Here is a 17,966-nt window from a genome sequence, read left to right on the forward strand (position 1 = left end):
ACCGCAAATGACCCCGACGGACGATCCGAAGGGATGGCTGGAGCAGCAGGGGATCAGGGAAGTCGAGTGCCTGGTGCCGGATGTGAACGGCGTGCTGCGCGGCAAGACCTTGCCGACGGCCAAGTTCCTGAAGTCGCTCGAAGACCGCGCGCTCTACCTGCCAAGCAGCGCCTTCCTGGTCTGCATCGACGGCCGCTATTCCGGTTCCAACGATGAGGGCTTCGGCTATCAGGACCCCGACATGCGGATGGTGCCGGACGTTGCGACGCTCTGCCTGGCACCCGGTGCCGGAGCAGGGAAAGCCTATGTCTTCGCCGATGCGTTTCACATAGACGATCGGCCGTGGATGGCCTCGCCACGTCATGTCTTGAGAGCCGTGCTCGATCTCTATCGCCAGCGCGGCTGGCGGGCGGTGGTGGCACCGGAGCTCGAATTCTACCTGACCGCGCCCAATCCCGATCCCGATCGGCCGTTGAGCGCGCCGGTCGGGCGCAATGGCCGCTCCGAAACCGTACAGCATCCCTATGACATGGCGGCGCTGGAGGAATTCGAGCCGGTGATCCGGCGGCTCTACGACTATGCCGCCGCGGCCGGGCTGCCGCTCGACACGCTGATCCACGAATCAGGCACGGCGCAGCTGGAGATCAATTTTCTGCATGGCGACGCGCTGCCGCTGGCCGACAAGGTGCTGCTGTTCAAGCGGATGACCCGCCAGGCCGCGCAGGAATATGGCATGCATGCGACCTTCATGGCCAAGCCGATCGCCGCACAAGCCGGCAGCTCCATGCATCTCCACATGTCGGTCATCGACGAGGCCGGGAATACGCTGTTTGCCGGTGACGATTCCGACACCGAGATGTTCGGGCAGTTCATCGGCGGCCTGCAGAAATATATTCCCGAGGTGATGCCGCTGTTTGCGCCGAATGTGAACTCGTTCCGCCGCATCCGGCCGAACCACAGCGCGCCCGCCAACATCGAGTGGTCGCATGACAATCGCTCCTGCGGCCTGCGCGTGCCGGCCGGCGGGCGGGCCGCGCGGCGGGTGGAAAACCGGTTGCCCGGCGCCGATGCCAACCCCTATCTGGCGATGGCCGGCACGCTGCTCTGTGGCTATCTTGGCTTCGAGGAAAAGCTCTCGCGTTCGCCCGAGGCATCGGGCAACGCCTATCGCAGCAAGAGCACGCTGCCGAAAACCATGGAGGAGGCGCTCGATCGTTTCGCCGCGTGCAGTCCGGTTCGGGACTTGCTCGGCGAGGATTTCGTCCAGACCTATCTGCGCGTCAAGAGCGTCGAGCTCGACCTGTTCCAAAGCGTCGTCACCAGCTGGGAACGCGATCATCTGCTGCTCAAGGTTTGATGATGGGCTTCAACTCCGGCCTGGATATCGGCAAATCCTACTATGTCGCGACGGCCAATCCGGCTCCGGATCATCCGGCGCTGCAGGGCGACGTCGACGCCGATCTCGTGGTGGTCGGCGGCGGCTGTACCGGCCTGTCCGCAGCCCTTCATGCCGCCGAACGCGGGCTGAAGGTGGTGCTCTTGGAAGGCGGCAAGATCGGCTGGGGGGCGTCGGGGCGCAATGGCGGCCAGGTCATTCCCGGCCTGCGCAAGGGCGCCAAGGGTCTGGCCAAGCTCTATGGGCCCGAACGGGCGCGGGCGCTTTTCGATCTCGCCCTCGAGGCGCGCGGGCTGGTGCTCGACCTGATCGAGCGCCATGCCATCGATTGCGACCTCCGGCTCACCGGCCATCTGGCCGGTGCGGTCAACAGCTCCGATCTGCGCGGCCTTGAGGAAGAGGCCGAGTGCCTTGCCACCGTGATGAACTTTCATGACGTCGAGATGCTGTCGGCAACGCAGGCGCGTGGAATGGTGAACACGCCCTATCACGGCGCGATGTACGAGAAGCTCGGTGGCCATATGCATCCGCTGAACTACACGCTGGGTCTTGCTCGCGCCGCGGCAGCGGCGGGCGTCACCATCCACGAGAATTCGGTGGCGCTGCGGCTGGAGCGAGAACCTGCCATCAGGGTTGCGACGGCCAAGGGTTCGGTCCGGGCCAGGCATGTCGTGCTGGCCGGCGACGCCCTGCTCCAAGGGCTCGAGCCGCGCGTCAACAGCCGCATCATGCCGGTCGGCAACTACATCGTCGCCACCGAGCCGCTGGACGACCCGAGCGACGTCATCCCAAGCAATGTCGCCGTTTCCGACACCCGCTTCGTGGTCAACTACTACCGGCTGTCGGCGGACGGAAGCCTGCTGTTCGGCGGCGGCGAGCGCTACACGCCGTCGCCGCCCGCAGACATTGCCGGCTTCGTGCGGCCGCATATGGAAAAGACCTTTCCGCAATTGCGCGGCCGCCGCATTGATCATGCATGGGGTGGGCTGGTCTCGGTGACGACATCGCGCCTGCCGGATGTCGGCCACTATGGCGAAGTCTATTTTGCGCATGGCTATTCCGGCAAGGGCGTGATCCTGTCGACCCTGTCGGGAAAGCTGCTCGCCGAGGCGATCACCGGCGATGCGTCGCGGCTCGATCTGTTCTCGACGCTGAGGCCAATGCCGTTTCCCGGCGGCACGGCGCTGCGCGGTCCGCTCTATGTGCTCGGCATGCTCTGGTATGCGATGCGCGACCGCATCAAGCATTGAGGATCGGCAAGTGGGCCCGCACCAGGGAAACGCAAGAGAGAAAGCTGCATAGATGGCCGAGGCTTATATCTGCGACTATATCCGCACGCCGATCGGACGTTTCGGTGGGCAGTTGGCGTCGGTCCGCGCCGACGACCTTGGCGCGGTTCCCTTGAGGGCTTTGATCGAACGCAATCCCGGCATTGACTGGGCTGATATCGACGACGTCATCTATGGCTGCGCCAATCAGGCCGGCGAAGATAATCGCAATGTGGCGCGCATGGCGCTGCTGCTCGCCGGACTGCCCAAGGAGGTTTCCGGCTCGACCGTCAATCGCCTCTGTGGTTCGGGCATGGATGCCGTCATCATCGCCGCGCGCGCCATCAAGGCCGGCGAGGCGGAGCTGATGATATCAGGCGGCGTCGAATCGATGAGCCGTGCTCCCTTCGTCATGCCCAAGGCGGAGACCGCCTTTTCGCGCAATGCCGAGATCCATGACACCACCATCGGCTGGCGCTTCGTCAACCCGCTGATGAAGGAGCAGTACGGCATCGATTCGATGCCGGAAACCGGCGAGAACGTCGCAGAAGAGTATGCCGTCTCCCGCGCGGACCAGGATGCCTTTGCCCTGCGCAGCCAGGACAAGGCGGTGACCGCGCAGGCCAATGGCCGGCTGGCGAAGGAAATCACTCCCGTAACGATCCCGCAGCGCAAGGGCGACGCGGTCATCGTCTCGAAGGATGAGCATCCACGCGCGGGTACGACGATCGAGGTGCTGGCGAAATTGCCGACGCCGTTCCGGCACGGCGGCACGGTCACGGCCGGCAACGCGTCGGGCGTCAACGATGGTGCCGCGGCGCTGATCGTCGCCTCGGAAGCCGCGGTGAAAAAATACGGCCTGACGCCGATCGCCCGCATTCTTGGAGGCGCGGCCGCAGGCGTGGCGCCGCGCATCATGGGCATCGGCCCGGTGCCGGCGACGCAGAAGCTGTGCGCCCGGCTCGGCCTGAAGCCGACAGACTTCGACGTCATCGAGCTCAATGAAGCCTTTGCCTCCCAAGCCATCGCCGTGCTTCGCCAGCTCGGCATCGCCGAGGACGCGGAGCACGTCAACCCGAATGGCGGCGCCATCGCGCTCGGCCATCCGCTCGGCATGTCGGGTGCCCGCATATCAGGCACGGCGGCGCTGGAACTTCGCGAGCGCGGCGGCCGCTACGCGCTCGCCACCATGTGCATCGGCGTCGGCCAAGGCATTGCGATAGCGCTCGAACGGGCTTGATCCAGCCCTTTCGGTCGCCTTGGCCGGGGAGCTCCGGAGCCGCCTATCTCGTTAACCCGATATGCAAAAGGCGCTCTGGTCAATGGGAGATCTTTGCGAAATGATGGATGCCGTTGCGCCTAAGCCGGAGAGCGTGGCCCTTGCAAGAAGGCTGCTTGAATTGAGCGATCCTCAGCCCATTACCAACGATACAATCCTCATAATTTTGCATTACGTTCTCGTCGAAATTCGAGGGACTGACAAACCGGAAAAGGCACGGATGCTTGCGGACGCCTTTCACAACGCGCCGAGCATGATCGCAAATGGCTGTGAACCGCAAAAAACGTGGGAAAGCATCCTGTCAACAGCGCGAAGGCTTCAGATAGAGCCTTACGTCCTTTGGCTACACGTTCAGTCGCGTCAAATTTCAAACTGAGATGCTACCCCAAATTTGACCATGTGGACAAAGGTCCGGCGTCGTTCCATAGTTCCCTGTCTTGTTATTTTTTCCGAACAGTCGGCTCGACATGGCTGTCGAACAGAGGGGCATGCAATGGAAAATGGGAAGAGCAAAATCCAATTGAAACGCGAAGGACTTTCGCGACGCAGCGTCCTGGAGCTCGGCGCGTTTGGCCTGGCGGCAGTGATGCTGCCGGGCAGTGCCTTGGCGCAGGACAAGAAGCTGAAGGTGGCGGCGATCTTCGCCACGCCGACCGAGGAGCCATGGGTCCACCAGATCCATGTCGCCCTGCAGAGGGCCGAGAAGGAACTCGGCATCGAATACAAATGGTCGGAGAAGGTGCAGACGGCCGACTTCAGCCGTGTCATGCGCGAATACGCGCAAGGCGGCTATGAGTTGGTTCTCGGCGACGCTTTTGCCGCCGAGCGCGAATCCCGCCGCACGGCCAAGCAATTTCCGAAGGTCGCCTTTCTGTTCGGCTCCGGCGCCGGGCCGGCTGAGCCGAATTTCGCAGTCTTCGACAACTGGATCCACGAGCCGGCCTATCTCTCCGGCCTGATCGCCGGAAAGATGTCGAAATCAGGCACGATCGGCGCCGTCGCGGCGATGGGCATTCCGGAAGTGAACCGGCTGGTCAATGCCTTCTTTGCCGGCGCCCGGGAAGTCAATCCTAACATCAAGAGGAAGGTCGCTTTCATCGGCTCTTTCTTCGACCCGCCAAAGGCCAAGGAAGCGGCTATCGCCCAGATCGACGCCGGCGTCGACGTGATCTATGCCGAACGTTTCGGCGTCATCGAAGCGGCGGTCGAGAGGAAGATCCTCGCCATCTCCAATATGTCCGACCAGTCCAACCTCGGCCCGGATACAGTGATCACCGGCCCGGTGTGGGACATGTACCCGACGGTCGAGCACGCGATCAAACTGGTTAAGGCCGGCGTCTTCACCGCGCAGGATTACGGCGATTTCTCGCGCATGGCCAAGGGCGGCTCCTTCCTGGCGCCCTATCACAAGTTCGACAAGACGCTGCCCGCCGACGTCAAGGAGCTGGTCGAGAAGAAGAAGGCCGAGATCCTCGACGGCAATTTCCGCGTCAACGTCGACGAGGACACGCCGGTTTCGGATTGAGCGGCGCAGCCCTCCCCCTTGAGGGGAGGGTGGCCCGAAGGGCCGGGTGGGGCCCGCTGTGACGCGCTCCATCCTTATCGGTGTTAAGGTCGAGACCTTATCGGTGTAAAGGTCGAGGCAGTTGAGGTGACCCCTCCCACCTCGCTTCGCTCGGTACCCCCCTCAAGGGGGAGGGCTATCGGCGCCATCTCTCATCAGGAGTATCCGTGCCGACGCCTGCCCCACTCATCGAAATGCGCGGCATCTCCAAGAGCTTCGGCTCCGTCAAGGCAAACGAAGCCGTCGATCTCAGCGTCGCGCCGGGTGAGATTCTCGGGCTGCTGGGTGAAAACGGCGCCGGCAAGACGACGCTGATGAACGTGCTGTTCGGCGCCTATGCGCCCGACGCCGGCGAGATCCTGGTTCAGGGCCGGCCGGTGACGATCAACAGCTCGGCCGACGCGCTTGCCGCCGGCATCGGCATGGTGCACCAGCACTTTCATCTCGCACCGCGGCTTTCGGTGCTGGAAAACCTGCTGATCGGCATCCCCGGAAAGTCGGGCCGGATCGACCGCGCCGGCGGGCTGGCGCGGCTCAACGAGATCGGCCGGCAGCATGGACTCACGCTCGATCCGGACCTTCCCGTCTCGGTGCTGTCGATCGGCGAGCAGCAGCGGCTCGAAATCGTCAAGGCGTTGTTTCGCGGTGCAAGGCTGCTGATCCTAGACGAGCCGACGGCGGTGCTGGCGCCGACAGAGGTCGATGGGTTGTTTTCGGCGCTGCGCTCGATGGCGGCCCAGGGCCTCGGCATCATCTTCATCTCGCATAAGCTCAACGAGGTTAGGGCGCTCACCCATCGCTGCGTGGTGCTGCGGCATGGCCGCGTGACCGGGCGCGTCGATACCCCCGCAAGCACGACATCCTCGGAGATGGCGAGGCTGATGTGCGGCCACGAAATCGTTCCGCCGGCCAGGGGACCATCGACGCCAGGTGCCCCGGTGCTGACCCTCGACGGCATCTCGACGTCGCGGCATTCCGGCATGGCGCTCCGCGACGTGTCGCTCTTCGTGCGTGCCGGCGAGATCCTCGGCATTGCCGGTGTCGCGGGCAATGGCCAGCGGGCGCTTGCCGAGGTGATCTCAGGCGTTCGCGCGCCCGATGCCGGCCGGATGACGATAGCCGGCAAAATGGTCTCGCGGTTCTCGCCGCGCGAGGTGCAAGCGCTCGGTCTCGGGCGCATCCCGGAAGACCGGATGACGACCGGTCTGGTCACCAATTTGCCGCTGGCGGATTCGATGGTGCTGCCGCGCATCGGCACGGGGGCGTTCAGCCGCAACGGCCTGCTCAGGCCGGATGCGATCCGCGCCTTCGCCGAAGCTCAGATCAAGGCCTATGACATACGCTGCCCCGGACCGATGACGCGGGCCGGAGCGCTGTCCGGTGGCAATCTGCAAAAGGCGCTGCTGGCGCGCGAGCTCGCCTTCGACCCCAAGGTGCTGATCGTGTCGCAGCCGACGCGCGGTCTCGACATCGGTGCGGCGCGCTTCATCCACGAAAAGTTCCTCGACATGCGTGGCGGGGGCTGCGGCATCATCGTCCTCGGCGAGGATCTCGAAGAGCTGCTCATGCTCTGCGACCGCATCGCGGTGATGTATGAGGGACGGATCGTCGGCACGCTCGACAGCGCCGACGCCACCATTGCGCGGCTCGGCCTGATGATGACCGGGGCGGAGGGGACAGCCTGATGTTTCGCCTCGAAGCCCGCACCAGCACGCCCGGCTGGTTCAATCTCGCTCTGCCACTGCTGGCGATCGGAGCAACGCTGGTGCTGTGCAGCGGCCTCATCGCGCTGGCCGGTGCCGGCGTCATCGAAGCCTATGGTGTGATGTTCTCGGCGTCGCTGGGCGACAGCTACGCCATCACCGAAACGCTGGTGCGCGCGACCCCGATGATCTTTACCGGGCTGGCCGTCGCCGTCGCCTTCCGTGCCAAATTCTGGAACATCGGCGCCGAGGGGCAGTTGCTGGCCGGTGCGGTGGCGAGCTGCGCGGTCGGCGCCATCCCGATGCCGGGGCCGCTCGCCATGCTTCTCATGGCGGCGGCAGGCGCTGCCGCCGGTGCCGCAGTCGCCTTGGTGCCGGCGACGCTGCGCGTCAAATTTAGTGTTGATGACGTGGTCAGCTCGCTGCTGCTCAACTCGGTCATCTTCTACGCCTTGATGGCGCTGATCGAGGGCCCGTGGAAAGACACATTCAGCGGCTACCCGATCTCGCCGCCGATCGAGGATTCCGCGAATTTCCCGGTGCTGCTCGAAGGGACGCGGCTGCATCTCGGCGTTGTGGCAGCGTTCCTTGCTGCGCCGGTCATCTGGTTCCTGATCGCGCGCACGACGCTCGGCTTCAGGATCAGGGTCATCGGCGAAAATCCAGAAGCTGCGCGCTATGGCGGCATCCATGTCGAGCGCGTGCTGATCTCGACGGCGCTGCTGTCCGGCGCGCTGGCCGGGCTTGCCGGCGTCGGCGAGGTCGGCGGCGTGCATTTCCAGGTGATGAGCGACATCTCGCCGGGCTATGGCTATTCCGGCATCGTAGTCGCCATGCTGGCGAGGCTCAACCCGCTCGGCGTGGTGCCGGCGGCGCTCTTCCTCGCCGCCGTCATGACCGGCGCTGAGGCGATGTCGCGAGCCACCGGCGTTCCGGCCTTTCTCAGCGATGTCATCCAGGGAACCGCGCTGCTCGCCATGTTGGTGGCGCTGCTGTTCACCGCCTACCGCATCCGCCGCGTGGGGACAGCAAAATGAGCGTCGTGCTCGAACAGATTTTTCAGGTCGGCTTCCTGGCCGCCATCATCCGGATTGCCACGCCGCTGGCTTTCGCAACATTGGGCGAGATGTTCTCCGAGCGCGCCGGCGTGCTCAATCTAGGGATCGAAGGCATCATGCTGTTGTCGGCGATGACCGGCTTCACCGCGACCAGCCTCAGCGGCAGCCTGTGGCTCGGCGTGCTTGCGGCAGTTGTCACCGGTGCGCTGATGAGTGCCGTGCATGCGCTGTTCACGGTGGCGCTCGGCCTCAGCCAGCATGTTTGCGGCATCGGCGTGACGCTGTTCTCGTCGGGCCTCGCCTATTTCCTTTACCGGCTGATCTTCGGCCAGCAATCGGTGCCGCCCAGCATCAAGAGTTTCGAGACGCTGCCGATCCCTGTTCTCTCCGACATCCCGGTGCTCGGACCGGCGGTGTTCAACCAGTTTTCGCTGGTCTACATGGCGATGGCAGCCGTTCCCCTGGCCGCCTTCGTGCTCTACCGGACGCCGTGGGGCCTGTCCGTGCGCATGGTCGGTGAAAATCCGCGCGCCGCCGATTCGGCCGGCGTCGGCGTTATCGCCACGCGCTTCCAGGCGGTGATCCTCGGCGGCGCCCTGATGGGGCTGGCCGGGGCTTTCCTGTCGATGGTGCAGTTCAACGCTTTCACCTTCGGCCTTGTCTCCGGACGTGGCTGGGTGGCGATAGCGCTCGTCGTCTTCGGTCGCTGGGACCCCTGGCGTTCGGCAGGGGCCGCCCTGCTATTCGCCTTCGTCGATGCCTTGCAACTGCGCATGCAGGCGAGCGGGCTCGGCCACATCCCCTATGAGGCGTTCCTGATGCTGCCCTTCATCTTCACCATCGTCGCCATGGCGGTGATGTCGCGCAATGCCGTCGCGCCTTCGGCGCTGCTCAAGCCGTTCCGCAGGGAAGAACGCTGACAGGCTGGGGCGGGAAATTCTCAGCCGCCGCTTAGCGCCCGCATCACATTCGGCAGCGCCGGCAGCGTCAACAAAACCGTGCCGGCAAGCCAGATGGACGAGACGACGATGCTCCTGGGGTACGCCGACCAGCGCTCATAGAGCGCGGCCGGGACGCCGGCGAGCATGATGGTCATCGTCGACAGGATCAGCGCACTTGCCATGTAAACGATCTGGCTTAAGGGAGGCGCCCAGCCCGGATACCAGACCGGATAGAACAGGAACACCAACAGCACCCACGGCGAAAAGATACCGTTGACGATGGCGACCGCCATGACCGGCACAAGAGCGTTTCTGTCCATTGCCTCAACCCCCTTGTGAAGCCATCGGCGCAATGCCGAAATTGATCAGAAAAACGAGATAGCCGACGCGCAAGGCCATAAGCCAGAGCACGCTGAAGACGATCACCACCGGCTGGGTCAGGATCGACGGCGTGACGGTCCGCACGATCCGCAGGACCGGGTCCGTGACGGACTTGAAGAAGCGCCAGATGTAGTTGTCCCAGCTTTCGGGCACGAAGAGGCCGAGCAGGAGACGCCCCATCAGCGTGTACATCACCGCGGCGAGGATGAAATTCGGTATGTGGAAATACCAATAGGACCAGAAATCGTTCATGGGCGATTTTCCAAGCGGCGGCGGCGCCGCGTTATGCCAGCGACGTCCCCGAAATGAAAGCGGGGTCCGTCACCGGACCCCGCCTCTTGCGCCGATCACTATGCGCAATCAGGCAATCTTTTCTTCCATCATCTGCTTGCCGCGAGGGACACGGATTTCCTCGATGAAATCCTGCATATCCCGTGACGGCGCCCTGGTGAGAAGGCTGACAATGATCATCACGGCGAAGCCCACCGGCAGTCCAAAAGTCGCCGACGAGATGTTTTTCACCCCCCACCACAATTCCATGTTCGGCGTCGCCTTGTCGAAATCGGCGCCGTACTGGGTCATCACCAGATAGAAGAGGGTAATGCCGAAGCCTGCGATCATGCCGGCGACAGCGCCGGTCGAATTGGCCCGCTTCCACCAGACGCCGAGCACCAGCGCCGGGAAGAGCCCGCCGGCGGCAAGAGAGAACGCCCACGACACCATCGACAGGATGTCCGACGGCTTGGTTGACGCGACGTAGGCGGCCAGCACCGCGACCATAACCAGCAAGATGCGGGACACGATCAGACGCCGCGACGTAGGCGCATTCTGGTCGATCATCTTGTAGTAGATGTCGTGGCTGAGCGCGTTGGCGATGGCCAGCAGCAGGCCGTCCGCAGTCGACAGCGCGGCGGCAAGGCCGCCGGCGGCGACGAGGCCCGAGATGACATAAGGCATGCCGGCCATTTCCGGCGTGGCCAGCACGATCATGTCGGCGTTGAGGTTGATGTCGGCAAACGAAAGGGTCGTGACGCCCTTTTCGGCGCAGGCCGCGACGATCGCCGCGGTGTCTGTCGCCGCCTTGCCGCAGATCTGCACGAGCGTATTGTCGGCAGCGGCCCAGCGCATCATCCATCCGGCTTTCTCGGCGATGTTTTCAGGCGTCAGGCCCGACGCCACCAGGTCGAGCATCGTCCACTTGGCGAATGCCGCATAGGCGGGCGCGGTGAAGTACAGGATGAAGATGAACAGCAGCGACCAGGCGACCGAGACACGCGCTTCCCGCACCGACGGGGTGGTGAAGTAGCGCATCAGGACGTGCGGCAATGACGCTGTTCCGACCATCAGGCAGAGAATGAGCAGGAAGTAGTTCTTGGCGTCATAGCCGCCATGCACGAATGGCGTGATGTGATGCACCGCGATGCCCTGCGCCGTCTCAAGCGCGGTGATGTTCGCCAGCGCCTGGCCCTGCATCAATTGCGGGATAGGAATGCCCGTCTTCACCGTGGACATCCAGATGGCGGGGATCAGGTAGGCGATGATCAGCACGATGTACTGGGCGACCTGGGTCCAGGTGACGGCGCGCATGCCGCCGAGCATCGAGCACACCAGAATGCCGGCGAGGCCGACATAGACTGCTACGTTGAAGTCGATGCCAAGGAAGCGAGCCGAGATCAATCCGGTGCCGAAAATCTGCGCGACCACATAGGTAAACGAGCATGAGAACAGAACGATCACGCCGATGAAGCGGGCGAGATTGCCGCCGTAGCGCGCCGACAGGAAGTCGGGAACCGTGTAGGCGCCGAACTTGCGCAGATAGGGCGCAACGAGGATGGCCACGAGCACGTAGCCGCCAGTCCAGCCGAGCACGAAACCGAGGCCGTCATAGCCAAGCAGGTAGAGCGAGCCGGCCATGCCGATGAAGGAAGCCGCCGACATCCAGTCGGCGCCCGTCGCCATGCCGTTGTAGAGCGCCGGTACGCGACGCCCGGCGACGTAGTATTCGCCGACATGCATGGTGCGGCTCAGGACGCCGATCACCGCGTAGATGACGATGGTAAAGCCCATGAACAGGTAGCCGATTACAACATTTTCGACACCCATGGCGCTCAAGATGGCCATCAGGATGATGAAGGCTATGAAGCCGCCGGTGTAGAGGCCGTAGATGCGGCCAAGATTGGAGGTGAAGTCGCCTCCGCTTGCGGTGGTAGATGTTGTGTTAGCCATTGACGTTCCCCCCGATCAATCTTCATTGACATGATGCTCTTCGTCGATCGCGTTCTGGCGCCGTGCGAACCAGAACAGCATGACGACGAAGGCGATAAGCGAACCCTGGGCGGCCATGTAGAAGCCGAGCGGAAAACCAAAAATGACGATGGTGTTGAGTTGCTCCACGAACATGTGGATGACGTAACCGAAGAACACCCACAGGCCCAGCATGACGAACATGAGGCTCTTGGTCTTGTTCCAATAACTTACGCGGTCTGGTGTCGCCATAGCGTTGAACCTCCCTTGGTTGGCAGCTTGCGAACCGTTTCGACCGCAAGGCGCCGTTTAAAGCTTGCCTCTTCCGCTAAGGCGGAAGCCCTCCGGCATGTGTAGCGGTCAGGTATAGAATCAGTGACCGTAACTTTATAGGAGTAACACTTCTTGCCGCTTCTGTTCATACGACTTTAGAATCGGTGAGAGGACTGGAGAACCGGTGAGAGGACTTGAATCGGTAAGAGGGCTGGCGGTGCGGCGTCGCGGAGGCTAAACGATCAACATCGGTTGGAAACAAAACCGAAGGGAGAGCGTCATGGGCCTGCTGACCAACCTGTTGCCCGAGTTCCTGCGTAAGCCGCACCCGATCGGCAGCGTCAGCGACCTGGCTGACTTCATGGATTCGCGCGCCGCCTTCCTGGCGCAGAAAAGCATCGTCGAGTTCTGCCGCGTCAGGGCAGGGGTCTACTGGCAGAAGCTGTTCAGCGAGAAGGAGTTCCAGGCGGCGCTCAACCATTCACGCTGGCGCGCCTACCCTGCCTGCTATGCCATCGTGGCGGAAATGGTGGAGGGTGCGCTGCGCGAGCCCGCCGGCTTGCGCCAGCGAGGCCTGCCAGCGGCGCTGGAAAAAGTGGCCTTGGCAAGCTTCTCCAAATATGCCGTTCCGGACGGCTCGCCCCCGACTTTCTGGGAGGACGCCACCGAGCTCACACGTCAACGTCTCGCCGCCACGCAGATCGGTCCGCCGCGGCCGGTGCGCGAAATCCCCGAGCCGCTGGCGCGAACGGTTTTCGAGATGGTCCCGATCCACCCCAATCTCCTGACCAACGACTATGACTATATCTTCAACTTCCTGAGGATGAATCTGCTGCGCGCGCATGAGGATTTCCTTGCGCAGGCTGACCGCAGCGCCCTCGTCGACGAGTTGCTGGGTGCCGCGCGCATCTGAGCTTTGTTCCGGCGCGCCGATATCCAGGGCTCCCCGTTCGGCCTCGCACCGTCCGAGCGTCGCCGGCTATGCGAACATCAGGTCCCGCACCAGGTCGGGTGCCGACTGGAGGCGCTTGATGAGGCTCTTGAGCTCTGCCTGCTGCTCGCGCGTCAGGGCATTGATCTCGATACGGTTGGATACAGGTATACCAGCGTAGATGTCATGCGTCTGCTGAGCGAGCAGCAAGCCGATCAGCATGGAATGGCCGGCCAGCATCGCCTTCATGTCGCGCTCGCCGCCGATATCCTGCGCGATCAGTCTCTCGAGCCGGGCACGCGTGCTCCGCTCGCGGATGCCGTGGCGAATTGCAAGCGTGCGTGCGGTCGCGACGATAGGAAAAAGGCCATACTTCTTGATGTCCAGCCGGCCATTTTCAAGCTGAAAGCCGCCAAAAACAGTGAAGGGATTGCCGGTTGTCATCTGCTCGCCGAGAAGCTTCGCGAATACCGGCTCGGCGTGGCCACGGTCATACGCATATTCGATGAACTGCGCGGCCAGCGTCGTGTCACCGTGAACCGGCCGCAGATCGTAGACGATATCGACGTTGAGCAGATCCTCCGGCCGTAGGCGGCGAACCCAATCTTCGACGCGCCCCTTCCAGATGTCGAGGCTTCCGCGGAATGCGGCGTTCGCGGCCATTACCCCGCCTTTGCAATACGGCACGCCTGAGATGTCGAGCATGTCGGCGAGCTTGGTGCCGAGCTTTTTAAACCAGCTGTCTTCGGCCCCGCCCGGCTCGCCATCTGCGAAGACGATTGCGTTGTCCTGGTCGGGGGCTATCAGGCTTTCGCCACGGCCGCCTGAGCCGAGCACGAGCACGGCGTAGGCGCAGGGCGGCGGGCCGTGACCTTCGATCTGCATCTGTTGTTCGGCAAGCACGGCGGCGCGGCGGGTAAGCGAGCAAAGTTCATCGCTGATGATTTCCGCCACCGCGCGCGGGTCGATCGCTTCGCCGATGAGCGAACGTACCACGCCCGGCAGCATCGACCAGGTGGCGGCCAGTTCGGCGGCGTCCTTGGCATGTTCGATCGTGTCGTCGAGATCGATGGCAGCGGCGGCGCGCAGCCTCAGCAGGTCACGCGCCGAAAGCACGCCGACCAACACGCCCCCGTCGTGAACGGCGAGATGGCGGACTTTCAGCCGATCCATGCGGCCGATCGCCCGATAAGCGAAGGCGGCGGCGCGGATGCTTATCAGCGGTCGCGTTGCGATGCTTCCGACCGGCATGTCAAAAGCCCGCTCGGCGTCGGACGATATGCGGCGCAGCAGGTCACGCTCGGTAACGATGCCATACTCCTCAATCGGTCGATCCGGCGTTCCTCGGTCGGACACCAGGACCGAGCTGATCTTGCGCTTGACCATGAGGTCGATGACCTGCCTTGTCGGTTTGGTCGATTTCACCACGACTGGCGGGCTGCTCATGAGGCTGCCGACGCGATGGCGATAGGCATAGGGATCAACCGGCTGAAACGCGGGAGCCTGGGGTCGCGATGGCCCAGCCGGCGCGATGGCCGGCTTCGAGAGCATCCGAAAGGGCAAGGCAGGCGACTTCGGCCTCTCCGAGTGTTCGGATGTTGCGCTTGCGCAACTCCGGTATCAACCCGGCAAAGATGTCTCCCGCCGCGATCGCATCGCCCAGAGCCGAATGGCGGCCAGCTATCTCCAGGCGAAGCCAGGCGGCGATCGTCTCCAGCGAATGGTCCGCCAGATTGGGATTTGCTATGGTTGCAAGAAGCCGGACGCACAGCGCCCGAGGCTTTTTCCAGGGCAAACTGGCGCGTCGGCATTCGCGCTCCAATACCGCCAGGTCGAAGCCGATCGAGTGGCCGACGAGGATGCGGTCGCCGACGAACTTCTGGAATTGCCCCCATGCATCCGGAAAGCTCCCGGCGCCGTTAACATCGCCATCCGTGATGCCGTGGACGAGCGAAGCCTCGGACGGGATTGCTTCGTCAGGATCGATGAGGAGATCGAACCGAGGTTGCCGGACGACCTTGCCATGCGCGATGCCGATCGCGCCAATCTGGACCACGCGCGCCTTGGTGGCATCGGGCCCGGTTGTTTCGGTGTCAACAGCGGCAGCCGCTATTGCTATCAGCGGTGTCGCGCCGGTCGCCGGCTTCAATTCCGTCCCCTTCGGCATAGCCGATAGCCTTCCTCTGCCGGATTTCTGCCGAGACAGCGCCCTGTTGATGCCGGAAAGGTCGATCCTGCTTGCCCTGCAGCATAGAGCGCGCCGGCGGGCCGCGTCGATGGCCGAATTTCATGCTGTGGCGTTCGCAAAGATGCCCCGGTCGGCCTGGAGCTGCGCGCCCGCATGGCCATACTGAATCCCGGAGGACCACCCGTCCAGGCGGCACATTCGCCTTAAAGTGATTTGATACGGTCGCAGCGCTCGCGCACTGTCGGCGAGTTTGTTGCCGAGGCAGCCGATGGATGAGATCAGGCGGATTGCTGTGGAGTGCATCGGGCGCGCCGTAATGTTCGGATCGCTTGCCATCGGCTGTGTCATGGTCGGCTTCTCCTTCAACCCGGTATCCGCATTTCGCTCCGGCGCGTTCCTCACGCTGACCATGGTTCTGGCACTGATGTGGAAAGCTATGACCGCAGCCAGCAAGAATCCCAAGCACACCGAAGTCTGGCTCTACCTCGATGAGAAATCGCGCCCAGCCGATGGTCCGGCGCGACGGGTGTTCGGCACCATCATGGGCGACGTTTATAAACTCTACGCCAAGATCGCGCTTGGCGTGGCGGTTGGGTTCTTCCTGGTGTCGCTCGTGCTGATGCTGTTCGGCCTGGAAGCTTACAGGCCGCCCGCCAAATAGGCGGCCGCTCCGCCCATCCCTGTCCCTCCGCCCGCACGAGCCTGGCGTTTTGCCATCGGGCATCGGCCCGGAAAGCGCCGCGCTAAGCAGCAAACAAACCAAATTGTCATCCGGTTTGAGAAAAAAATTCCAAGTATCGCTGGAAAATAGCACTCGACAAAGTCTAGTATTTTTATAGATTAACCGCCGAGACGGAGGTCGATATGTTTTATTTCCGGAACGCCCGGACTGCCCGCAAAGGCCAAAGGCTCGGTTCTGACCAGACCTGGCGGCCGGCCTATTCGGGCGCCTTTGCCTATCTCGTCTTTGCCCTTGCGTTCGTGTTCACCGGGGCAGTCGTTCTGGGCCTCATACCTTGACCATGCAGTCCCGAGTCATCGGGCTCTGAATAAATCAGGTAGCGACCTGCCGCTTTCAGAATACCGGAGTTGAATGAACCGAATTCAGGTGCGCTTTTGCGCGCCCAGTGATCCCAACGTGATGGAGGAGATGGCAATGCCGATCGAGTTCACGCATGTTCCCGGTAAAACTCACCCCGCCGATTCAACCGTGCCGTTTTTCTACGATTTCGCGGAAACCGCGACAAAGCTGTCGCTGATCGAGAACATCGGTTTCCAGAAGATCGTCGTCGACGATCCGGCCGGGCTGCTGACCAATATGGATATTGCCGCCCGGGCGCTGGACCGCACGTCCTCACTCGAGGTCGTTCTCACGCATTGGACCGGTGTGATCGAGCCGACGGTGGCGGCACGGCAACTGGCGGCGCTCGACGCGAAAAGCGGCGCGCGGTTGTCGCTCAGGATGCTCAGCGAGCCGCTGAACGATGACGATGCCGAAACACGTCCGGTCGGTCATACGGTCGTCTGGCAGCGGATCGACGAATATCTGGCGCTGCTGAAGCGGTTGTGGTCGAACGACAGGCCGTTCGATCATGAAGGCGCCTTCTACAGCGTCAAGGGCGGCTATGTGCCGCGCAAGGGGCCGACTGTCGCTGACGTGACCCTCCGCATGGGCGGCCAGTCCGGAACGGCACTCAAGGTGGCCGGGCGGCATGCCGATGTCTTCGAACTGGCGCCAGGTTCGCTCAACGAGATCCGCCAGCTGATGGAGCGGGTGCGCAGTGCCGCCGCCGAACACGGTCGGGCCCACAAGCTGCGTTTCGCGCTTCCCGTCCGGATCCGTTCGGAGGACAATGCCGCTGTCTCCTGCCAAAAGGCCGTAGAAATTGCTGGACCGCCGGCGCAGATCGCGTTGTCGCTGCTTCCTTATGCGGCCCTCGGAATCGAGGAATTCATGATCGTCGGCATCGACAGGCCGCGCGAGATCGCAATGGCTGGCCGCGAAACGATTGCGCTGCTGCGCAACACTCTGGCGCGTCGCGAAGCCGATGTCCCTCAGCCCGAGGCGTTTGCGCCTCGGGTGATTCGGGAAGCACGCGCCGGCGGAACAGCAGCGACTTGTCTGCGTTGACAGCCCCGCTGAAGTCGAACTTTCCTTCATAGCGGTTGAAGCTTCCGGCGCCGAGCTCGACCCCGGGTCGAGAGTGGTGGTCGTTTCTTGCGCGGCGGCGTGGCCGCCGCCAAGCAGCACCGGCCCCGACATCGCGGCGATCAGGAGGTTTCGGCGCGCAGTCACCCCGTCTTGAGTTCAGCCGCGACCTGAACCAACGACCATCTCGGCGCGCTCCACATTTTCGAATTTCGACGCAAATCCGAGGCGTCACGACATTTTGTCGTTTCAAAAAGCCATCATCATTGTTGACTAGTAAACTCATGTTTCATAGTCAACGAGCATCGGCGCCGAAAATCGGATTTCGAAATGCGCGCGCGAAGCCAAGAGGGGCCGAGACCGTGGCTGGAATTCATGCCCAGACTGCCTTCCATGTCGAAGCGGTGCGGTTCGCCGTCGGCGAGCGGACGCTGCTCGATCGCGCTGAAGGACGGCAGGCTGCTGACGCGCGGCACGCCGGACCAGATCATGCAGGGCGACGTGCTCAAGGGAATTTTCGGTGTCGAGATGGGCGTGTTTGCGCACCCCGTCACCGGCCAGCCCATCGGCTATGTGCAATGAGGCCACTGT

The 17,966-nt window shown here is 63.1% G+C and carries 19 protein-coding genes; 13 read left to right on the top strand and 6 right to left on the bottom strand.

Annotated elements, in window-relative coordinates; all coding sequences use genetic code 11:
- Nucleotides 1–7: 7 nt before the first annotated feature.
- From CIT31_RS20660 to CIT31_RS20695, 8 genes are all read left to right on the top strand, one after another.
- Nucleotides 8–1,357 (top strand): glutamine synthetase family protein, encoded by a 1,350-nt coding sequence (locus CIT31_RS20660; RefSeq protein ID WP_095520192.1) that lies wholly within the window; start codon nucleotides 8–10, stop codon nucleotides 1,355–1,357.
- Nucleotides 1,357–2,646 (top strand): NAD(P)/FAD-dependent oxidoreductase, encoded by a 1,290-nt coding sequence (locus CIT31_RS20665; protein WP_095520128.1) that lies wholly within the window; start codon nucleotides 1,357–1,359, stop codon nucleotides 2,644–2,646. Before CIT31_RS20660 ends, CIT31_RS20665 begins: the two co-directional genes overlap by 1 nt.
- 52 nt (nucleotides 2,647–2,698) lie before the next feature.
- Complete coding sequence (gene pcaF / locus CIT31_RS20670; RefSeq protein WP_095520129.1) at nucleotides 2,699–3,904, top strand: 3-oxoadipyl-CoA thiolase; 1,206 nt, start codon at nucleotides 2,699–2,701, stop codon at nucleotides 3,902–3,904.
- Nucleotides 3,905–4,004: 100 nt separating this feature from the next.
- Nucleotides 4,005–4,319, top strand: a complete 315-nt coding sequence (locus CIT31_RS20675) for a hypothetical protein (protein ID WP_133116194.1) — start codon at nucleotides 4,005–4,007, stop codon at nucleotides 4,317–4,319.
- A 117-nt stretch (nucleotides 4,320–4,436) separates the two neighbouring features.
- A complete protein-coding gene (locus tag CIT31_RS20680; protein WP_095520131.1) occupies nucleotides 4,437–5,468 on the top strand; it encodes a BMP family protein in 1,032 nt (343 codons plus the stop codon).
- Between the two features lie 233 nt (nucleotides 5,469–5,701).
- Nucleotides 5,702–7,192: an ABC transporter ATP-binding protein gene (locus tag CIT31_RS20685; protein ID WP_095520132.1), complete on the top strand. Its 1,491-nt coding sequence runs from the start codon at nucleotides 5,702–5,704 to the stop codon at nucleotides 7,190–7,192.
- Entirely contained in the window at nucleotides 7,192–8,247 is a 1,056-nt protein-coding gene (locus tag CIT31_RS20690; protein ID WP_029349211.1) for an ABC transporter permease, read from the top strand. Before CIT31_RS20685 ends, CIT31_RS20690 begins: the two co-directional genes overlap by 1 nt.
- On the top strand, nucleotides 8,244–9,188 hold the full coding sequence (locus CIT31_RS20695) for an ABC transporter permease (protein ID WP_095520133.1): 945 nt from the start codon (nucleotides 8,244–8,246) through the stop codon (nucleotides 9,186–9,188). The genes CIT31_RS20690 and CIT31_RS20695 overlap by 4 nt, the downstream gene beginning before the upstream one ends.
- A 20-nt stretch (nucleotides 9,189–9,208) precedes the next feature.
- On the opposite strand, the gene CIT31_RS20700 is transcribed toward CIT31_RS20695, so the two are convergent.
- The 4 genes from CIT31_RS20700 to CIT31_RS20715 all read right to left on the bottom strand — a co-directional run bounded on the left by CIT31_RS20700 (nucleotide 9,209) and on the right by CIT31_RS20715 (nucleotide 12,086).
- The gene (locus CIT31_RS20700) at nucleotides 9,209–9,529 is read right to left on the bottom strand and encodes a hypothetical protein (protein WP_095520134.1); all 321 of its coding nucleotides are present in this window, start codon (nucleotides 9,527–9,529) and stop codon (nucleotides 9,209–9,211) included.
- 4 nt (nucleotides 9,530–9,533) lie between these two features.
- On the bottom strand, nucleotides 9,534–9,842 hold the full coding sequence (locus CIT31_RS20705; protein WP_095520135.1) for a YggT family protein: 309 nt from the start codon (nucleotides 9,840–9,842) through the stop codon (nucleotides 9,534–9,536).
- A 108-nt stretch (nucleotides 9,843–9,950) separates the two neighbouring features.
- A complete protein-coding gene (locus CIT31_RS20710; protein ID WP_095520136.1) occupies nucleotides 9,951–11,816 on the bottom strand; it encodes a sodium:solute symporter family protein in 1,866 nt (621 codons plus the stop codon).
- Nucleotides 11,817–11,831: 15 nt separating this feature from the next.
- Nucleotides 11,832–12,086, bottom strand: a complete 255-nt coding sequence (locus CIT31_RS20715) for a DUF4212 domain-containing protein (protein ID WP_065010248.1) — start codon at nucleotides 12,084–12,086, stop codon at nucleotides 11,832–11,834.
- A gap of 301 nt (nucleotides 12,087–12,387) precedes the next feature.
- Between CIT31_RS20715 and CIT31_RS20720 the strand changes: the two genes are divergently transcribed.
- The gene (locus CIT31_RS20720; protein ID WP_065010247.1) at nucleotides 12,388–13,020 is read left to right on the top strand and encodes a hypothetical protein; all 633 of its coding nucleotides are present in this window, start codon (nucleotides 12,388–12,390) and stop codon (nucleotides 13,018–13,020) included.
- Between the two features lie 66 nt (nucleotides 13,021–13,086).
- On the opposite strand, the gene CIT31_RS20725 is transcribed toward CIT31_RS20720, so the two are convergent.
- Together CIT31_RS20725 and CIT31_RS20730 are read right to left on the bottom strand one after the other, a co-directional pair.
- The gene (locus CIT31_RS20725) at nucleotides 13,087–14,484 is read right to left on the bottom strand and encodes a DUF294 nucleotidyltransferase-like domain-containing protein (RefSeq protein ID WP_165778513.1); all 1,398 of its coding nucleotides are present in this window, start codon (nucleotides 14,482–14,484) and stop codon (nucleotides 13,087–13,089) included.
- Nucleotides 14,485–14,518: 34 nt separating this feature from the next.
- Complete coding sequence (locus CIT31_RS20730) at nucleotides 14,519–15,205, bottom strand: 3'-5' exonuclease (RefSeq protein ID WP_095520138.1); 687 nt, start codon at nucleotides 15,203–15,205, stop codon at nucleotides 14,519–14,521.
- A gap of 289 nt (nucleotides 15,206–15,494) precedes the next feature.
- Here CIT31_RS20730 and CIT31_RS20735 point away from each other — a divergent pair, with 289 nt between their 5' ends.
- From CIT31_RS20735 to CIT31_RS20750, 4 genes are all read left to right on the top strand, one after another.
- Nucleotides 15,495–15,887: a hypothetical protein gene (locus CIT31_RS20735; protein WP_065010246.1), complete on the top strand. Its 393-nt coding sequence runs from the start codon at nucleotides 15,495–15,497 to the stop codon at nucleotides 15,885–15,887.
- A 203-nt stretch (nucleotides 15,888–16,090) separates the two neighbouring features.
- Nucleotides 16,091–16,246, top strand: a complete 156-nt coding sequence (locus tag CIT31_RS20740) for a hypothetical protein (protein WP_095520139.1) — start codon at nucleotides 16,091–16,093, stop codon at nucleotides 16,244–16,246.
- A 136-nt stretch (nucleotides 16,247–16,382) separates the two neighbouring features.
- The gene (locus CIT31_RS20745) at nucleotides 16,383–17,357 is read left to right on the top strand and encodes an LLM class flavin-dependent oxidoreductase (RefSeq protein WP_095520193.1); all 975 of its coding nucleotides are present in this window, start codon (nucleotides 16,383–16,385) and stop codon (nucleotides 17,355–17,357) included.
- Nucleotides 17,358–17,750: 393 nt separating this feature from the next.
- On the top strand, nucleotides 17,751–17,957 hold the full coding sequence (locus CIT31_RS20750; protein WP_245316410.1) for a hypothetical protein: 207 nt from the start codon (nucleotides 17,751–17,753) through the stop codon (nucleotides 17,955–17,957).
- The last annotated feature ends 9 nt before the right edge of the window (nucleotides 17,958–17,966 follow it).

The sequence above is a fragment of the Mesorhizobium wenxiniae genome, assembly GCF_002284535.1.
GTDB lineage: Bacteria > Pseudomonadota > Alphaproteobacteria > Rhizobiales > Rhizobiaceae > Mesorhizobium > Mesorhizobium wenxiniae.

Excerpts from the sequence above, each read along its gene's own strand:
- CIT31_RS20660 (WP_095520192.1), top strand. The coding sequence starts at position 8 with ATGACCCCGACGGACGATCCGAAGGGATGGCTGGAGCAGCAGGGGATC.
- CIT31_RS20665 (WP_095520128.1), top strand. The coding sequence starts at position 1,357 with ATGATGGGCTTCAACTCCGGCCTGGATATCGGCAAATCCTACTATGTC.
- pcaF (WP_095520129.1), top strand. The coding sequence starts at position 2,699 with ATGGCCGAGGCTTATATCTGCGACTATATCCGCACGCCGATCGGACGT.
- CIT31_RS20675 (WP_133116194.1), top strand. The coding sequence starts at position 4,005 with ATGATGGATGCCGTTGCGCCTAAGCCGGAGAGCGTGGCCCTTGCAAGA.
- CIT31_RS20680 (WP_095520131.1), top strand. The coding sequence starts at position 4,437 with ATGGAAAATGGGAAGAGCAAAATCCAATTGAAACGCGAAGGACTTTCG.
- CIT31_RS20685 (WP_095520132.1), top strand. The coding sequence starts at position 5,702 with ATGCGCGGCATCTCCAAGAGCTTCGGCTCCGTCAAGGCAAACGAAGCC.
- CIT31_RS20690 (WP_029349211.1), top strand. The coding sequence starts at position 7,192 with ATGTTTCGCCTCGAAGCCCGCACCAGCACGCCCGGCTGGTTCAATCTC.
- CIT31_RS20695 (WP_095520133.1), top strand. The coding sequence starts at position 8,244 with ATGAGCGTCGTGCTCGAACAGATTTTTCAGGTCGGCTTCCTGGCCGCC.
- CIT31_RS20700 (WP_095520134.1), bottom strand. The coding sequence starts at position 9,529 with ATGGACAGAAACGCTCTTGTGCCGGTCATGGCGGTCGCCATCGTCAAC.
- CIT31_RS20705 (WP_095520135.1), bottom strand. The coding sequence starts at position 9,842 with ATGAACGATTTCTGGTCCTATTGGTATTTCCACATACCGAATTTCATC.
- CIT31_RS20710 (WP_095520136.1), bottom strand. The coding sequence starts at position 11,816 with ATGGCTAACACAACATCTACCACCGCAAGCGGAGGCGACTTCACCTCC.
- CIT31_RS20715 (WP_065010248.1), bottom strand. The coding sequence starts at position 12,086 with ATGGCGACACCAGACCGCGTAAGTTATTGGAACAAGACCAAGAGCCTC.
- CIT31_RS20720 (WP_065010247.1), top strand. The coding sequence starts at position 12,388 with ATGGGCCTGCTGACCAACCTGTTGCCCGAGTTCCTGCGTAAGCCGCAC.
- CIT31_RS20725 (WP_165778513.1), bottom strand. The coding sequence starts at position 14,484 with ATGAGCAGCCCGCCAGTCGTGGTGAAATCGACCAAACCGACAAGGCAG.
- CIT31_RS20730 (WP_095520138.1), bottom strand. The coding sequence starts at position 15,205 with ATGCCGAAGGGGACGGAATTGAAGCCGGCGACCGGCGCGACACCGCTG.
- CIT31_RS20735 (WP_065010246.1), top strand. The coding sequence starts at position 15,495 with ATGGATGAGATCAGGCGGATTGCTGTGGAGTGCATCGGGCGCGCCGTA.
- CIT31_RS20740 (WP_095520139.1), top strand. The coding sequence starts at position 16,091 with ATGTTTTATTTCCGGAACGCCCGGACTGCCCGCAAAGGCCAAAGGCTC.
- CIT31_RS20745 (WP_095520193.1), top strand. The coding sequence starts at position 16,383 with ATGCCGATCGAGTTCACGCATGTTCCCGGTAAAACTCACCCCGCCGAT.
- CIT31_RS20750 (WP_245316410.1), top strand. The coding sequence starts at position 17,751 with ATGCCCAGACTGCCTTCCATGTCGAAGCGGTGCGGTTCGCCGTCGGCG.